The organism is Chamaesiphon sp. OTE_75_metabat_556, from assembly GCF_031378165.1.
Lineage (GTDB): Bacteria > Cyanobacteriota > Cyanobacteriia > Cyanobacteriales > Chamaesiphonaceae > Chamaesiphon.
Genome location: NZ_JANNDR010000394.1, coordinates 1 through 16,023 on the forward strand (window position 1 = coordinate 1; position 16,023 = coordinate 16,023).

Annotated in this window: 15 protein-coding genes; 10 read left to right on the plus strand and 5 right to left on the minus strand. The window is 47.7% G+C overall.

The window, feature by feature from the left end:
- On the minus strand, nt 1-1,030 hold a 1,030-nt coding region (locus RMO27_RS15925; RefSeq protein WP_309734236.1), incomplete at its 3' end, for an AI-2E family transporter.
- 236 nt (nt 1,031-1,266) lie between these two features.
- Between RMO27_RS15925 and murJ the strand changes: the two genes are divergently transcribed.
- The 6 genes from murJ (at nt 1,267) to RMO27_RS15955 (ending at nt 7,421) form a co-directional block, all read left to right on the plus strand.
- Entirely contained in the window at nt 1,267-2,892 is a 1,626-nt protein-coding gene (gene murJ, locus RMO27_RS15930; RefSeq protein WP_309734239.1) for a murein biosynthesis integral membrane protein MurJ, read from the plus strand.
- A gap of 86 nt (nt 2,893-2,978) precedes the next feature.
- The gene (locus tag RMO27_RS15935; RefSeq protein ID WP_309734241.1) at nt 2,979-3,350 is read left to right on the plus strand and encodes a VanZ family protein; all 372 of its coding nucleotides are present in this window, start codon (nt 2,979-2,981) and stop codon (nt 3,348-3,350) included.
- 157 nt (nt 3,351-3,507) lie between these two features.
- On the plus strand, nt 3,508-4,527 hold the full coding sequence (locus RMO27_RS15940) for a serine/threonine-protein kinase (RefSeq protein ID WP_309734243.1): 1,020 nt from the start codon (nt 3,508-3,510) through the stop codon (nt 4,525-4,527).
- 286 nt (nt 4,528-4,813) lie between these two features.
- Nucleotides 4,814-6,265, plus strand: a complete 1,452-nt coding sequence (gene atpD / locus RMO27_RS15945; protein WP_309734245.1) for a F0F1 ATP synthase subunit beta — start codon at nt 4,814-4,816, stop codon at nt 6,263-6,265.
- 139 nt (nt 6,266-6,404) lie between these two features.
- A complete protein-coding gene (gene atpC / locus RMO27_RS15950; RefSeq protein WP_309734247.1) occupies nt 6,405-6,809 on the plus strand; it encodes an ATP synthase F1 subunit epsilon in 405 nt (134 codons plus the stop codon).
- A gap of 147 nt (nt 6,810-6,956) precedes the next feature.
- Nucleotides 6,957-7,421, plus strand: coding sequence for a phosphate-starvation-inducible PsiE family protein (locus RMO27_RS15955; protein ID WP_309734249.1), 465 nt, complete (start codon nt 6,957-6,959; stop codon nt 7,419-7,421).
- Nucleotides 7,422-7,511: 90 nt separating this feature from the next.
- Here RMO27_RS15955 and RMO27_RS15960 read toward each other — a convergent pair whose 3' ends face one another.
- The gene (locus tag RMO27_RS15960) at nt 7,512-8,234 is read right to left on the minus strand and encodes a pentapeptide repeat-containing protein (RefSeq protein ID WP_309734252.1); all 723 of its coding nucleotides are present in this window, start codon (nt 8,232-8,234) and stop codon (nt 7,512-7,514) included.
- 37 nt (nt 8,235-8,271) lie between these two features.
- Nucleotides 8,272-9,948 carry a bifunctional 3,4-dihydroxy-2-butanone-4-phosphate synthase/GTP cyclohydrolase II gene (gene ribBA / locus RMO27_RS15965; protein WP_309734254.1) on the minus strand — a complete coding sequence of 559 codons (1,677 nt, stop codon included), beginning with the start codon at nt 9,946-9,948 and terminating at the stop codon, nt 8,272-8,274.
- Between the two features lie 193 nt (nt 9,949-10,141).
- Here ribBA and argC point away from each other — a divergent pair, with 193 nt between their 5' ends.
- Nucleotides 10,142-11,203 carry an N-acetyl-gamma-glutamyl-phosphate reductase gene (gene argC, locus RMO27_RS15970; RefSeq protein ID WP_309734255.1) on the plus strand — a complete coding sequence of 354 codons (1,062 nt, stop codon included), beginning with the start codon at nt 10,142-10,144 and terminating at the stop codon, nt 11,201-11,203.
- A gap of 1 nt (nt 11,204) precedes the next feature.
- Here argC and RMO27_RS15975 read toward each other — a convergent pair whose 3' ends face one another.
- Nucleotides 11,205-12,134, minus strand: a complete 930-nt coding sequence (locus RMO27_RS15975; RefSeq protein WP_309734258.1) for a DUF72 domain-containing protein — start codon at nt 12,132-12,134, stop codon at nt 11,205-11,207.
- Between the two features lie 43 nt (nt 12,135-12,177).
- Nucleotides 12,178-12,978 (minus strand): mechanosensitive ion channel domain-containing protein, encoded by an 801-nt coding sequence (locus RMO27_RS15980; RefSeq protein ID WP_309734261.1) that lies wholly within the window; start codon nt 12,976-12,978, stop codon nt 12,178-12,180.
- Nucleotides 12,979-13,344: 366 nt separating this feature from the next.
- On the opposite strand from RMO27_RS15980, the gene cynS reads away from it, so the two are divergent.
- The 3 genes from cynS to asnS all read left to right on the plus strand — a co-directional run bounded on the left by cynS (nt 13,345) and on the right by asnS (nt 15,983).
- Nucleotides 13,345-13,785, plus strand: coding sequence for a cyanase (cynS, locus tag RMO27_RS15985; protein WP_309734264.1), 441 nt, complete (start codon nt 13,345-13,347; stop codon nt 13,783-13,785).
- Nucleotides 13,786-14,031: 246 nt separating this feature from the next.
- Entirely contained in the window at nt 14,032-14,403 is a 372-nt protein-coding gene (locus tag RMO27_RS15990; RefSeq protein WP_309734266.1) for a hypothetical protein, read from the plus strand.
- A gap of 146 nt (nt 14,404-14,549) precedes the next feature.
- Complete coding sequence (asnS, locus tag RMO27_RS15995; protein WP_309734268.1) at nt 14,550-15,983, plus strand: asparagine--tRNA ligase; 1,434 nt, start codon at nt 14,550-14,552, stop codon at nt 15,981-15,983.
- Nucleotides 15,984-16,023 lie beyond the last annotated feature (40 nt).

The window sequence follows — 16,023 nt, forward strand, 5'->3', positions numbered from 1 at the left end:
GTTCCAGCGTGCCTTCGATCGTACCTTTGATCGTGCCGGCAATGGGGACTGAGACGATCACGCCGAGCAATCCCGCAATTTGGCCGCCAGTCAACAAGCAGACCAAAATCGCGATCGGGTTTAAGCCGATAAATTCACCCATGAGTCTGGGGGCTAACAAATTATCTTTGATTTGTTGGACGATTAATGAAGCAATTAAAACCGATACTCCCAGTCCAAAGTTTTTGAGCATAATCACGAGCGTAACTAGGCCAATCCCCAGACTCGCACCGATAAAGGGGATCAACTCAGCAGCACCGATGAAGATCGCAAACGATAATTCAAACGGGACTTTCAAGAAAAAGAAAATTACCGTTAGCATCGTTGCCATGAACGTGCCTAAAATCAGTTGGCTGATAAAAAAGTTTTGGAAATTCAGGCGTAATGATTCGCTCAACGGCACCCTAATCCGATCGGGTAACAGCGCGACAATTCCCAGCCACAACTTATCACCATACAACAACATATAGATCGACAAGACAAAGATTGAGAGTGTATCAACTACCCCAGACAGGGTACTCACTGCCAATCCGACGACTTCAGCTCCGATGATTTGCAATTGGGTGTCGATCTTGGCATTAATCTGATTTCTGAGGACATTAAAGTCGATCGATAAGCCTTTACTCTTGCCCAATTCTTCCCAGGCATTAATATTTTCATTACTCGCCCGAATCCATTCTGGTACCTGCTTGACTAACTCAGTCGTTTGTTCGATCGCATTGGGCACGACAGTGACCCCCAAAATAATCAGCAGCGTTAAGGTAATTAGCAACACCCCAATAATCGCTGGCACGCGCCGAAAATGTAAGCGTTCGAGAATTTTGACGGGATAATTGAGCAAAAAAGCGATCAGTGCCGCGATCGTCAAAACGGTAATCAGATGCTCGAAATATCGAAAAAATTGCGACAATACCCAGATATTGAGTGCCCCGATCGGAAATCCTAGTCCGATTAGTAGTAAGTTTTGGATATTGGCTGGGAAACGGCGCATTGGGGATCGAGTCTCGTTCCGAGAGGCTATGCCAACGATTAAAGATGGCTTGACTATCTAGTTTAAGCGACGATCGCCGTCTAAATCCACAAAGCAGCTCGACTCGATCGATCGGCACTTCATATATTTATTTATCGACAACCCGATCTAAGATAGTTGGGTATTTAATCTCCTACTTGGGTTTAGATCGCTACTCCCAACTACCAACTCCCAACTCCCAACTCCCAACTGAATTTGTGACTGAATCGAAGAAACCAATGAGATCGATCGCCAGCATTGCTGGGATCGTGGCTGCTGCCACCTTAATTAGCAAAGTCTTCGGACTAGTGCGTCAGGTAGCTTTAGCTGCTGCCTTTGGGAATGGAGTGGCAACAGAGGCATTTACATACGCCTACGCCATTCCTGGATTTTTATTAATCTTGTTGGGGGGGATGAATGGGCCATTTCATAGTGCGATTCTGAGCGTCTTAGCCAAGGAAAAAGACAAATCTCAAGTCGCACCCATTGTCGAGACGATTACGACAATCGTCGGCATCATTTTACTGGGCGTGAGTATCGCGATCCTCTGCTTTGCCAGTCAGTTAATCGATTTGACTGCACCCCAGTTGATCCATCGCAGTGATGCGATCGCGGGTGCCTTGGTGCGTCAAAGCGCGATCGAACAATTACAAATCATGTCCGGGATGGCAGTACTGGCTGGCTTTATCGGGATTGGCTTCGGGACGCTCAGTTCGGCAGATTTTTATTGGTTGCCCTCGATCAGTCCGCTGCTGACTAGCTCGGCGACGATTATTGGGGTTGGGATACTGGCGTTATCCCTGAAGTCTGATATCATGCTTCGCGAAAATGCCCTCTTGGGCGGTCGGGTGCTGGCTGCGACCTTTTTAGTTGGCGCGATCTTGCAATGGTTGATGCAAGTCGTGACTCAATGGAAGGCTGGATTGGGAACGATTAAACCGCGATTTGAATGGCGACGACAGGGGGTCAAAGATGTCTTCAAAGTCCTCGGCCCTGCCACATTCTCTTCGAGTACTTATCAAATCAACTTATTTATCGATAATGGTTTTGCATCGGGGATTGTCGGTGCCGCTTCCGCCATGTCCTATTCGGGATTACTCGTCCTGACGCCATTAGGAATTATTTCTAATGTCGTCTTAGTATCCCTGTTGCCAGAATTTTCACGACTGGCAGATCCCCAAAGTTGGCCGCAACTCAAAGATCGGATTCGGCAGGGCTTGATTGTTTCGGCGATCGCCATTATGCCGCTGAGTGCGATGATGATGGCGTTATCCTTGCCGATCGTCAAAGTCGTCTATCAAAATGGTGCCTTCAAAGCCCAAGATTCGCAATTAGTTGGCTCGATTTTAATTGCATCGAGTTTGGGGATGTTTATCTTTCTCGCGCGGGACGTGTTAATCCGCGTCTTCTACGGCCTGGGCGATGGCAGCACACCGTTCAAGATCAGCCTAGTCAATATCTTTTTCAATTTTCTGTTCGACTATTTACTCTGGAAACCCTTTGGTGCGGCAGGGATTACCCTATCGACGGTTTCTATCAATCTCATTTCCTTTTTGACAATGTTATTTTTACTCGATCGTCGCTTGCAGGGTTTGCCGTGGCGCGGATTTCTACCATTGGCAAGTATATTTGTCGCCAGTGCGGTCGCTGGCGGCGCGACCTGGGGCGTCAGTTATGGTTGGGAGCAATTTATCCCCGTTAGCAATAAGCTGACGCTGCTGCTGCAATTAGCCCTCGCTGGCGCGATCGGATTGGGTGTGTTTGTGGCGATCGTGTCCCAGCTCAAATTACCAGAGTTCGATAAGTTCGTCGCGCAGATTCGGCAAAAATTATTTAAAAAGTAGATCGGTCGGAAATTGCTGACAATATTCCTGGAGTTGGATGAGGATCTATTGTTGTTGAGGATAGATTCTCGATCGGATACGACCAGATGCGTTTAAAATGGCTACCTTTTTGCTTATTGTTGCTACTGATAATTGGGATTACTGTCGGCATTGACGTGGGGGGACTTAGGAGTGTTACTGGCTGGATAAATAGCGTACCTTTTGGGGATAAATTCGGACATCTGTTCATAATTGGGTTGTTAACATTCCTGCTCAACTATGCCTTAGCTGGCCGCATGGTAAAAGTCGGTCGTCTCAAATTATTATTAGGCTGCATGATCGTCGCTGTCGCAATGACAATTGAAGAATGCTCTCAATTTTGGATCGCCGCTCGCACCTTCGACCTCATCGATTTGTCCGCAAATTATCTAGGGGTTACTTTGGCGGGAATACTCTGGTTGAAAACACATCGGGTCTAGAGTCAAAATTCTGGTACTGAGGGAATCTGTTTGCCATCCAGAGAGGTACAGCGCAAAAATACTTGAATTGGCTGACTGCGGTCTCGAATGAAACCAGTATCATATTGAGTTACTTGCTGTTTTAATCGTGTCGGTAGCGTACCGATCGAGCATCTTTATGACTGACATGGTGACCGATCGATTTGTCTCGAATGATAGCTTCGCCGCAGCACCAGCACTCACCGGACCGGCCGCGAATGGTGAAGCGATCGACGGTGAAGTGCTCGCCAAACGCTATCAAATCCGCTCTTTACTCAGTAGTGGTGGGTTTGGGGTAACATTTTTGGCGCGCAACGTTTATTTACCAGGACAACCATTGTGCGTAGTCAAAAAGCTGGCACCGAATGTTACCGATCCCCAGCTAATCGAGCGCGCTTACCAACAATTCGATCTCGAAGCACTCAGTTTGAGTCGCTTGGGCACTCACGCGCAAGTGCCATGTTTATTAGATTATTTTAGGCTGGGTACTGAAGTCTACTTGGTTCAAGAATATATCCCTGGGCTGGTATTAAACCAGGTGGTGGGTAAACAGGGTCCTTTGACCGAAGCAGCCGTCGAGCAGTTTTTGACTCAGATGCTACACCTGATGGCGTATATCCATAGCCATCAGCTAATCCACCGCGATATCAAGCCCGAAAATATTATCTGGTGTCAAACCGATCGCCGCTTCGTGCTCGTGGACTTCGGTGCGGTCGAAGACCTCAATCCGGCGACTGCAAATCGACAGCTTAACGTCCGACACGCGATCGGCACGCCCCGATTTGCGCCCCCAGAACAATTAGCGGGTCGGGCGGTCTATGCTAGCGATCTATATGCCCTGGGCATGACTTGTATCTATCTGCTCACGGGTCGAGAGCCGAGTCAATTTGCCACCGATCCCCATACCTGCGAACTGATGTGGGCGGAGACAATCGACATTAGCGACGGCTTGCGCGAAACGATCGATAAAACCATTCAAGTTTCTGTAGCCGATCGGTACCACTCGGCAACTCAAGTCCTCACCGCCTTGGAAAACCGGGCGACTAGAGCAAAATTGCGGACGTATTTAGACCAAAAACATGCAGTCTCCCACAGCGTCCACACCGGATCTGGGGCTTATCCGGCTGTCGTGCATTGGGCATTGGGGATCGATCGATAAGAAATAACTCGTGGCGCGATCGAAACTGACTAAATCCTGATAAATGCTGACAGTACAGTGCGCGTTCGATGATAAACTAAGCAACAGCATTGCAAAATATTAAAAGTAGCTAACAACTAACAAACTAGATCGATTCAGCAACCAGCCAACAGCCGCGATTGCGGCGATCGCTAAGCCGAACGATCGAGTGACTCGATTTTCGATCTAGTTTGTTATATCGATTCGCCAGAGCCGAGGCTACGCCAACGCTATAGACAAAATCACACAATAATTAAGTAACGCGCACATGGCTAGCACCGCAGAAAAAACAAACGTGGGGAAACTCACCCAAGTTATTGGTCCAGTTGTGGACGTAGAATTTACTGGTGGCAAGATGCCCCAGATTTATAGTGCCCTCAAAGTTGAAGGCAAAAATGAAGCTGGACAAGATGTGTCCGTAACCTGCGAAGTCCAACAGCTTCTGGGCGACAATCAAGTTCGTGCCGTTGCCATGAGTACTACCGATGGATTAGTACGCGGCATGGATGTCATCGATTTAGGCGCACCGATTAGCGTACCCGTCGGGACAGCGACCCTGGGTCGGATTTTTAACGTCTTGGGCGAAACCGTAGACAATCAAGGTCCGGTCAATACCCCAGACAGATCGCCGATTCACCGCGATGCTCCCAAGCTCACAGAATTAGAAACCAAACCTTCGGTATTTGAAACTGGGATCAAAGTCATCGACCTACTGACTCCCTATCGTCGGGGCGGTAAAATCGGTTTATTTGGTGGTGCTGGTGTGGGCAAAACCGTCATCATGATGGAACTGATCAACAACATCGCTACCAATCACGGTGGGGTGTCAGTGTTTGGTGGTGTGGGCGAACGTACCCGTGAAGGGAACGACCTCTACAATGAAATGATGGAATCTGGCGTAATCGATAAAGAGAACCTGAGTAACTCCAAAATCGCGCTAGTCTACGGCCAAATGAACGAGCCACCAGGAGCACGGATGCGGGTTGGGTTGGTTGCTTTGACCATGGCGGAATATTTCCGCGATGTCAACAAGCAAGACGTACTACTATTCATCGACAATATCTTCCGGTTCGTCCAAGCTGGTTCGGAAGTATCGGCACTGCTCGGTCGGATGCCTTCGGCGGTAGGTTATCAGCCTACTCTGGGCACCGATATGGGTGACTTGCAAGAACGGATTACTTCGACCAAAGAAGGTTCGATCACTTCCATTCAAGCCGTCTATGTACCTGCGGATGACTTCACCGACCCCGCACCAGCAACTACCTTCGCTCACTTGGATGGTACTACCTCCCTGTCGCGGGGTTTGGCTGCCAAAGGAATTTACCCAGCAGTAGATCCGTTGACTTCCACCTCGACGATGTTGCAACCATCGATCGTCGGTGCCGAGCACTACGACACTGCGCGGGCCGTGCAATCGACACTGCAACGCTATAAAGAGTTGCAAGATATCATCGCCATTCTCGGTTTAGACGAGCTAGCCGAAGAAGATCGCCTGATCGTCTCCCGCGCGCGCAAAGTCGAACGCTTCCTCTCCCAACCCTTCTTCGTCGCTGAAGTATTCACCGGTTCCCCTGGTAAATACGTCAAACTCGAAGACACCATCAAAGGTTTCCAATCAATCCTCAATGGTGAATTAGACGATCTACCAGAGCAATCTTTCTACCTCGTTGGCGATATCAACGAAGCGAAAGAAAAAGGCGCGAAGTTGCTCAAGGGCTAGCATTGGTGAATAGTGAATGGTGGATAGTGAATAGAAACATAGCTAGTGTTACTAAATATATAGTGGGCAATGCTTACCGAAAAACTATCCACTATCCACTATCCACTATCCACTATCCACTCCACTATAAAAAATAAATATGACACTAACAGTAAGAGTAATTGCCCCAGATAAAACCGTATGGGATGGTGAGGCTGATGAAGTGATTTTGCCTAGTACCACTGGCCAGTTGGGGATTTTGAGCGGTCACGCATCGCTACTGACGGCTTTGGATACGGCTGTAATGCGCGTCAAAGCTGGTAAAGATAAATGGACGCCAATCGCCTTAATGGGTGGCTTTGCGGAAGTGGATAATAATGAAGTTACCGTTTTAGTTAATGGTGCGGAATTAGGTGAAAAAATCGATCGCGAACAAGCCCAAAAAGAATTTACTGAAGCCGAACAAAAATTAGCGAATATTTCCGCTGATAACCGCCAAGAACAAATTCAAGCGAATCAAGCTTTCAAACGTGCCAGAGCGAGACTCCAAGCTGCTGCTGGTTAGATTTGATCGCTAAATATATATGCGATCGATCGCGATCTTCACACCCTCCTAATTAAAAAATCAGGGGGGTGTGTTGTTATAAGATTGGTACGTAATCGCGATTAAATTAGGTAGGGACGATTCTATTTCATAGAGGCTAAGCCAACGATGCTCCGCATACTCCGACGATTCAAAGCCGTACTTACTGAAGACGAAAAATTTCTTGAAACGATCGAATCAATCGAAGGAGTTGTTTCCAAGCTACTATCGATCGGGATGATTTTAGTAACTTTTACGGCAATCGCCCATTTAAGTTACGCACTGATTGAAAAGTTGCTGTTGACGATCGATCGACCGAGCAATGATAGTTTTAATACTACTCTATTTGAATTATTCGGGTTATTTCTGAATGTATTAATCGCTTTAGAAATCCTTGAGAATATCACAGCCTACCTCCGAAAACATGTCATTCAGGCAGAACTTGTGATCGTGACTTCGCTAATTGCAGTGGCGCGCAAAATCATCATTCTCGATCTGGAAAAGAAAAGTAGTAGCGATCTAATTGCCTTAGCAGTTGCCGTTTTTTCGCTATCAGTCGGTTATGCGATCGTTCGATATATGAATAAGAAGTAGGAGCGATTTTAATGCTCGATCGACTAACATCAGGGCAATTCGTTAATTTTATGACAGGTAATAATCGATCGAGGATTTATTTATGCAGGATCAATCATTTCCGAGATTAATTGGTGCAGAATTGCGGGTACCTCCAGGAACTGTCCGTTGGGGACTACCCAATCCCGGCGGAATCCGATAGACACGTGGCCGATTGCGAATCGTCGGGCTACTTTCTTCGATATTAGGAACTATGGGTGAACTTGGTTTTCCTGGTACGTTCGGTAAAGCAGGTGTCGCTGGCACATCGATCTTTCTAGTCGGTAAAATGACCCCTCGCGCGCTAACTAGATTGGCACGTTCTAAAGAAGTAGTACTCAGATTGGCACCTGTAAAATCTGCTAGAGCTAGATTTGCTCCAGCTAAATCGGTATTACTGAGAATCGCAGTTTTGAAATTGGTATTGACCAAATTCGCGTAGGAAAAATCTGTTTTGGTCAGATTAGTACTGGCAAAATTGACATCGATCAGACTAGCTGCTTGCAAAACCGCTCCAGTGAAATTAGTTTTGGTTACAACTGCTCCCGTCAGATTGGCTCCACCTAATTTAGCCCCCGTGAGATTCGCGCCTGATAGATTTGCGCCTACCAAATTAGCAGCTTGAAGGTCGGCATTAGCTAACTTTTTGCGACTGAGATCGGCACCGCTTAGATCGCAGCCGACACACTTATTGGTAGCCAGGAGCGTTTTGAGATCGGCGGGATTATAAGCATGAGCCATCGGCGCGAGCAGCAAGAAGCTAACAACGGAACAGAAAGATAAACGGCGATTCATTTTAGCGGTCATGAGGTACTTGAGATCGATGTCTCTACTAACTGAAGCTATAAATCACCTGAAGTTCCAATTGCGAACTTAATGTCGAGGGAATTTGAGATTTGGGATAAGTTTGACGATTGAGTTGCATTTGCAATCCAGTCAGTGGATCTGCGCCATTGGCGATCAGAAATTCGAGGCGGTTGACTTGGGGGAGAGTCTCGATTTCATCCAAGATATTAAAAATCGCGCGGACATAAGGATGATTGGCATCTCGATACCAACCTTCGATCGCTAGATTAGCTTGGTCGAAACCGAGATGAAAAGTCAAGGAAGGATTGCCAAATAGCGCGGTACCAACTGGGCGAGCCTCCTCTTTGAGTAGAAGATTATGCGCTTGAGCGATATGGCGAAGTTTGTCTAATCGATCGTAGCGGGCGGTCACATCTAGAGGTTCTTCATTCCAGGTAATGCCGACGGTGACGAGATAAGTTTGCAGGAGCAGATGACCGAGTTTCTCGGCTTTGGTGGCGAGATAATCGTTGTTGTAGTCATTAGCTTCGATCAGTAATGGTACCCGATCGACCATTTCCAATCCATAGCCTTTGAGTCCGGCAATTTTGCGGGGATTATTGGTAATCAGCCGGATTTTGCTAATCCCCAAATCGTTGAGCACCTGTGCGCCGACGCCATAGTTGCGCAGATCGGCGGGAAAACCCAGGCGATTGTTGGCTTCGACGGTATCTAATCCCAGATCTTGGAGTGAGTAGGCTTTGAGTTTATTAATTAGCCCGATCCCGCGTCCTTCCTGCCGCAGGTAAACGACCACACCCGCACCAGCATTCTCGATCATCTTTAAGGCGGCTTGGAGCTGCATCCGGCAGTCGCAGCGGAGCGAACCGAGAGCGTCACCCGTCAAGCATTCCGAGTGCATCCGCACCATCACGGGTTTGTCTACAAAATCAGCCGGATTGCCTTTGACGATCGCCACAGTTTCGGTAGCATCTAATAAATTGCGATAGCCATAGATCTGAAACTGTCCAAACTGGCTGGGCAACTTGGTAATTGCCTCGCGATGGACGAACCTGTCGTGTTTGAGACGGTAGCTAATTAAATCGGCAATACTAATAATTTTCAGATTGTGGGTGCGAGCATACTCAATCAGATCGGGGAGTCGCGCCATCGAGCCGTCGGAATTTTGAATTTCACAGATGACACCTGCCGGTGCTAGCCCCGCTAGTCTAGCTAAGTCCACGGCAGCTTCGGTATGTCCCGCCCGCTTGAGTACGCCACCTTCCTGGGCACGCAAGGGGAAAATATGCCCCGGACGGCGGAGATCTTCAGGTCTAGTATTGGGATCGATCGCCAGATGAATGGTGCGGGCGCGATCGTCAGCAGAAATGCCAGTTGTCACACCTAATCTATAACTGGCATCGATACTAACTGTAAAAGCAGTTTGATTGGGATCGGTATTATTTGTCACCATCAGTGGCAGATCCAGCCGATCTAACTGCTGCCCGATCATCGCCAGACAGATTAAGCCTCTGGCATTGACCGCCATGAAATTAATATCCGCAGCCGAGATCGTTTGCGCCGCACAGATCAAATCGCCCTCATTTTCCCGATTTTCATCATCTACCACCACGACCATTTTGCCCGCTGCAAAGTCCGATAGGGCGGTAGAAATCGGGTCAAATTCAAAATTGGTAGGGTCGGCAGAAGAAGTTGCTATCACAGATCGGTAAAATGTTGGTAAACTATATAGTCCGTCAAAGCGAGTCAAAACTCCAGTTCGATCGACAATGTAGCAAAATCTACATTGTTAGATTGGGAAATTCAAAATTAGTTTTGAATTGAGAGCCAAACTAGTTGAAATTTTCCACCATGAAGATGGTAGTCGCTTTCTTATTATATAGGTCATAACATTCATGGGTGAGCAGATCGAACGCCTTCAAGTTGGGATTGTGGGTGCATCAGGTTATGGCGGCGTCCAGTTAGTGCGCCTATTGCAAGATCATCCCGCGATCGAGATTGCCTATTTAGGTGGCGATAGTAGCGCGGGCAAAAAGTTTGGCGATCTCTATCCCCATCTAGCTCATGTTGTCGATCTGACGATCGAACCGATCAATGTCGATGTCATTGCTTCTCGTTGCAAAGCGGTGTTCCTAGCCCTCCCCAACGGTCTAGCTTGCGAACTCGCTCCCAAATTAATTGCCCAGGGTTGCAGCGTTTTAGATTTATCGGCAGATTATCGGTTTAGCGATCTCGATGTCTATACTCAATGGTACAAGACGGCGAGAACCGATCGCGAAACCGCAGCCATGGCGGTCTATGGCTTGCCCGAACTCTATCGCGCCAAACTCAGGAATGCCAAAATCGTCGGCTGCCCTGGCTGCTATCCCACCGCTAGCCTCCTCGCCCTCTCTCCCCTGCTCAAGCAAGGTTTGATCGATGCCGATACCGCCATCATCGATGCCAAATCCGGTACCTCTGGCGGCGGCAGACAAGCCAAAACCCACCTCCTGCTGGCAGAAGCTGATAATAGTATTACCGCCTACAGCATCGCCGCCCATCGCCACACTCCCGAAATTGAGCAAGTTTGTAGCGATCTAGCCAGCCATGAGGTCAAAGTCCAATTTACGCCGCATTTGATGCCGATGGTGCGCGGTATTCTCGCCACTGTCTACGCCACGATCCGCGATCCAGGCTTGGTGACTGAAGACCTAATTACTATTTACAAAGCTTTCTACCGATCTTCCCCATTTGTCAAAGTCTTGGATGCTGGTATCTATCCCCAAACCAAATGGGCGGCAGGTACCAATCTTTGCTATATCGCTGTTGAAGTTGACGCACGCACCGGACGGGTAATTGTCGTTTCAGCGATCGATAATCTGATCAAAGGTCAAGCCGGACAAGCGATCCAATGTCTCAACGTGATGATGGGTTGGGATGAAACCCTCGGTTTACCCCAGATGAGTTTCTATCCCTAGTTCAAAACAGCTTCAATTGCACTGGTGTATCATCGACAAATCTCGGTGGTAAGGGGTTGAGGAGAATCCCTGACTGGGTAAAAATCTCATGTAGATAACGTGCATTTATTGGCGATCGAAGCTCGATCGGACAATGAACGAACAGGTAGATCTGGGTATCGGCACGCAACCAGCTCTGAAGCTGACTCGTCCAACCTTCCAGCCATACTTGATTCGCTGACAAAATGGGGTGAGAAACATAGCGAATCAAGCTAAACGGAGCTGTCAGACTTAACTCGATCGGTACGCGCGGTTTCTTACATTCAAAGGCAATTTTTTGATCTGTAGTTGCCTCATAAATCGGTCGAGAATCGAGAATAACCCGACCAATCGCTAATTTGTGTAACAGCTCATTTAACTGCTCTCGATGGGGAGATTTGAACCAATCTAGATGCCGGACTTCGAGTGCGATTGCTGGCGCAGCGGCGCGTGAGCCGGAGGTTTCCTCCGGCATAGAACGCGACAAGACAGACAGCAAGCTGTTCGAGATATCTCGACAGGTTAGCCTGGTTAGAAATGCGGCTAAATCTGTAAATCTGTCACTCGGTGCATAATTGGGCGGTAACTGAATAAAGACCACCCCCAACCTATCTCCCAGAGCCAGCATCTGGGTAATAAATGCTTGCGCGGCTGGGAGATAAGGCTCCAGCAACCCATTGTGAGTAATCGCACGGGGAAACTTCAGACAAAACTTAAATCCCGATGGCGTTTGAGCGATCCAGCGATCAATAGTAGCTCGATCGGGAATCGCATAAAAAGTTGTATTCCCCTCCACCGCCGGGAAATGATTGCTATAGACGCGCAGATAGTCTTTGGCAGGAGTTTTGGGTGGATACACTTCGCCCACCCAACCGGGATAAGACCAGACAGCACAGCCGATCGATATAGGCATGGCCACAATCACCAATAAGTTAGCTTATTTCAATCTCGATCGCTCACCATCTCGGCAGTTCGCACGGCACCACAATCCCCTCCTCATCAAACCTTTTCTTAATCTTTTCCTGCATCTCGAAGTAAACATCTTCATAGTCAGCCGTGTTTACCCACGGGCGTACTGCAAAGCGAATACCGAGCGTCCCCCACTCCAACACACCCACGAGTGTCTTCGGCTCCACGAGAATCCGGCGATCGCTGTCCAAGACATCCCAGATGATTTGCTTGACGCGATCGACATCATTTTCATATCTGGTACCAAATACTAAGTCGATCCGGCGGTGAGGCTGGGCGGAGTGATTGGTAAGGCAATCGTCAAACAACTTGCGATTGGGGGCGATAATCGTGCGATTATCTGGAGTCATCAATGTTGTGTTGAGCGGGTGAATTTTTTTGACAGTCCCGCCGATGCCGATCCCTTCAATATAGTCACCGACTTTGAATGGGCGCAGGACGATAATCAGAATCCCCGCCGCGAAGTTTGATAAAGAGCCTTGAAGTGCCAAACCGATCGCCACCCCGATCGAACCTAAGATCGCAATAAATGATGCCGTTTGGACGCCTAATTGCCCCAGTGCCACCACGATCGTCATGGCCACTACAGAAATATATACCAGATTGCTAGCAAATAAGACCAGCGTGGCGTCGATTCTGGCTTTTTGAATCGATTTGGCAACTATGGCTTGGAGAAACCGCGCAAGCTGGATGCCGATCAGTACGAGTACGATTGCAGAGATTGCTTTAACGCCTAAATCGGCCACCCAGATTTGAATTTTTGATAATAACTCTGTCTTATTGTCCATAGAAGTATCCATCCAAGGGCATAGGGCAGGTACTTCCACTCTACTCGATCGAGTCACCCTCGATCGACTCGATCGGTCTAAAAGCGTTACTCAGAAAGAATTTTACGGGGATTAGATTGGTAGGCAGATTAACGTGGCAGTGTATCGGTTTTAACGCTAGGGCGATAGGCTAAATATATTTGCGATAGTTGGATCGAAATTGCCTGGTTCCAGCCAAGATGTTAATCATGCTGACTCGATCGATGATGAAGAGCCAACCTGTGTCATGACGATGCTTTAAGTTGGAGGTGTTCGTTGCTAACTCTTTCGATCGCCGATTTCGCCTATAGTTGAGGCGTACAAATAGCTCAGGATCGTAAATTACCAATGGAATTGCCAGAGATTGTCAGCCACTTGTTTGCCGCCAAGAAAGCCAAAGGTTTGAGTTTTGCCGATTTGGAGCAGATCTTAGATCGCGATGAAGTCTGGATTGCAGCGGTATTCTACCAGCAAGCAACGATGTCTGAAGATGAGGCGAAATTACTAGTCACCGCACTGGATCTCGATCCGATCTACATTGATCTGCTGACAGAGTATCCCATCAAAGGGATCGGGCCGATCGTCCCTACCGATCCACTCGTCTATCGCTTCTACGAAATTATCCAGGTTTATGGACTACCGCTCAAAAGTGTCATCCAGGAAAAGTTTGGTGATGGGATCATGAGCGCGATCGATTTCACGATGGATGTCGAAAAAGAAGTCGATCCCAAAGGAGATCGGGTCAAGATTGTCATGTCTGGGAAGTTTCTATCCTACAAGAAATGGTAATCCCATGTAGCTTGTACGAAAATATACTCAATTGCACTCTAATTTTGACCTATTTTTGCCATTTATCTATCGGGGATCGCATACTTCAATCCATTATCCAGTAGTGCTTTAAGGCGTGTTGCTTAGACCTGATCGGTAAGTTCAGGTAAAAACCCGAAAGCATATAATTATTTAAGTATTTCGCGCATGTTTTCACTCGATTTACTGGGTATATTAGCATTATGTAGCATTGGATTAACTAAAGCTGTGAAAAGCGTGTATGTTTTGTGGTCATTCGTGACCGGGGTTGGGTTGTTAGGTGTTCAGACGTTCGGAAATCCGTTTAGTGACCAGGTACAGTATCGAGTTGAATATAGTGGCAAGACTGGGAGCACTCTCTGGGGTAGCTATACTATGACCAAGCACGATCGATCGCGCAGCAGTACGACACAGCAAGCGATTGGCAAACTCCCACTCGTAATTAATTTTACGACGGGAAAAAATATGACGATCGCGGCGAATGGTTCTACGACCAATCGCGAGCCGATCTCGATTAGGATATTCAAGCACGGTGCGGAATGTAGCAATTCAGAACGCACAGATCGAGCAGGAGTGACGGATACAGTTATTTGTCGGTAAATTACAAATTGTCGAACGGCTAGCAATTTAAAATTTGTAGAGTGATTGAGGCGTATTAACAGTTAATCTGTTGATACGCCTCTCGATCTAATATGGCAGACTAATAGAGTGGGGTTTACCTACATCGATCTACTAGCTCGACGAAGATGATTACTAACTATATTGCTACAATCCTCCGAGGCGGAAATCCTGGAGATGCTGTGACTGTCAGAGGCTGGATTCGCAGTAAGCGCGAAGCCAAGGAATTTGCCTTTGTCGATATCAACGATGGTTCCTGCATGGCAAATATTCAGGTAGTAATTGACAAAGATGTCCCCAACTACGCCACCATCCTCAAACAAATTAACACGGGTGCCTCGATCGAGATCGTCGGCGAGTTGGTAGAGTCCCCCGCCAAAGGACAGCGCGTCGAAGTCAAAGCCAGTCAGGCCAAAATCTATGGCGAAGCCGATCCCGAAAAGTATCCACTCCAGAAAAAACGCCACTCCTTTGAATTTTTGCGCGACATCGGCCACTTGCGATCGCGCACGAATACTCTCAGCGCGGTGTTTAGAGTCCGTAACGCCTGTGCGGCAGCAATTCATCAGTTCTTCCAAGAGCGCGGCTTCTTGTGGGTACATACGCCGATTATCAGTGCTAGCGACTGCGAAGGTGCGGGGGAAATGTTTAATGTCACCACCCTCAATCTCAAAAATGTCCCCCTGACACCCGACAAAGAGATCGACTACAGCCAAGATTTCTTTGGCAAGGCGGCATATTTGACCGTCAGCGGCCAATTGGAAGCTGAAGTGATGGCCATGGCCTTTAGCAATGTTTACACCTTTGGGCCGACTTTTCGCGCCGAAAACTCGAATACTTCACGCCACTTAGCAGAGTTCTGGATGATCGAGCCAGAGATGGCCTTTTGCGATCTTTTAGAAGATATGAATCTCGCCGAAGCATTTCTCCAACACATCTTCAAATATGTGATGGAAAATTGCCAAGCTGATATGGAATTTTTTAACGATCGGATCGATAAGTCAGTCTTAGCGACTGCTGAGAATATCATCAACAATCAATTTGAAAGATTGACTTATACTGACGCGATATCCTTACTCGAAAAATCTGACAAGAAATTTGAATATCCCGTCAGTTGGGGACTCGATCTCCAATCCGAGCACGAACGCTATCTCGCCGAAGAAGTTTTTAAAAAGCCAGTTATCCTCACCGATTATCCCGTCGAAATTAAAGCTTTCTACATGCGGCTGAACGATGATCATAAAACCGTCGCGGCGATGGATATCCTCGCTCCCAAAATCGGCGAAATCATCGGTGGTTCCCAACGGGAAGAACGCCTCGACGTACTCGAACGCCGATTGATCGCTCAAGGTTTAAATCCCGCAGATTATTGGTGGTATCTGGATCTCCGCCGTTATGGGACGGTTCCTCATGCTGGCTTTGGTTTGGGATTTGAGCGGTTGGTACAATTCATGACTGGCATGACTAATATCCGCGATGTCATCCCCTTCCCCCGCGCGCCTTTGACGGTGTATATTAAAGCTTTGGCTTGGGGCTATGACTGGGTTGGGCAAATTCATTAAGTGCCCCTACCGATTCATCGCCAGTGAAACCCAATCGAAA

Excerpts from the sequence above, each read along its gene's own strand:
- RMO27_RS15975 (WP_309734258.1), bottom strand. The coding sequence starts at position 12,134 with ATGCCTATATCGATCGGCTGTGCTGTCTGGTCTTATCCCGGTTGGGTG.
- RMO27_RS15935 (WP_309734241.1), top strand. The coding sequence starts at position 2,979 with ATGCGTTTAAAATGGCTACCTTTTTGCTTATTGTTGCTACTGATAATT.
- RMO27_RS15960 (WP_309734252.1), bottom strand. The coding sequence starts at position 8,234 with ATGAATCGCCGTTTATCTTTCTGTTCCGTTGTTAGCTTCTTGCTGCTC.
- RMO27_RS15955 (WP_309734249.1), top strand. The coding sequence starts at position 6,957 with ATGCTCCGCATACTCCGACGATTCAAAGCCGTACTTACTGAAGACGAA.
- atpD (WP_309734245.1), top strand. The coding sequence starts at position 4,814 with ATGGCTAGCACCGCAGAAAAAACAAACGTGGGGAAACTCACCCAAGTT.
- cynS (WP_309734264.1), top strand. The coding sequence starts at position 13,345 with ATGGAATTGCCAGAGATTGTCAGCCACTTGTTTGCCGCCAAGAAAGCC.
- atpC (WP_309734247.1), top strand. The coding sequence starts at position 6,405 with ATGACACTAACAGTAAGAGTAATTGCCCCAGATAAAACCGTATGGGAT.
- RMO27_RS15940 (WP_309734243.1), top strand. The coding sequence starts at position 3,508 with ATGACTGACATGGTGACCGATCGATTTGTCTCGAATGATAGCTTCGCC.
- argC (WP_309734255.1), top strand. The coding sequence starts at position 10,142 with ATGGGTGAGCAGATCGAACGCCTTCAAGTTGGGATTGTGGGTGCATCA.
- asnS (WP_309734268.1), top strand. The coding sequence starts at position 14,550 with ATGATTACTAACTATATTGCTACAATCCTCCGAGGCGGAAATCCTGGA.
- RMO27_RS15980 (WP_309734261.1), bottom strand. The coding sequence starts at position 12,978 with ATGGACAATAAGACAGAGTTATTATCAAAAATTCAAATCTGGGTGGCC.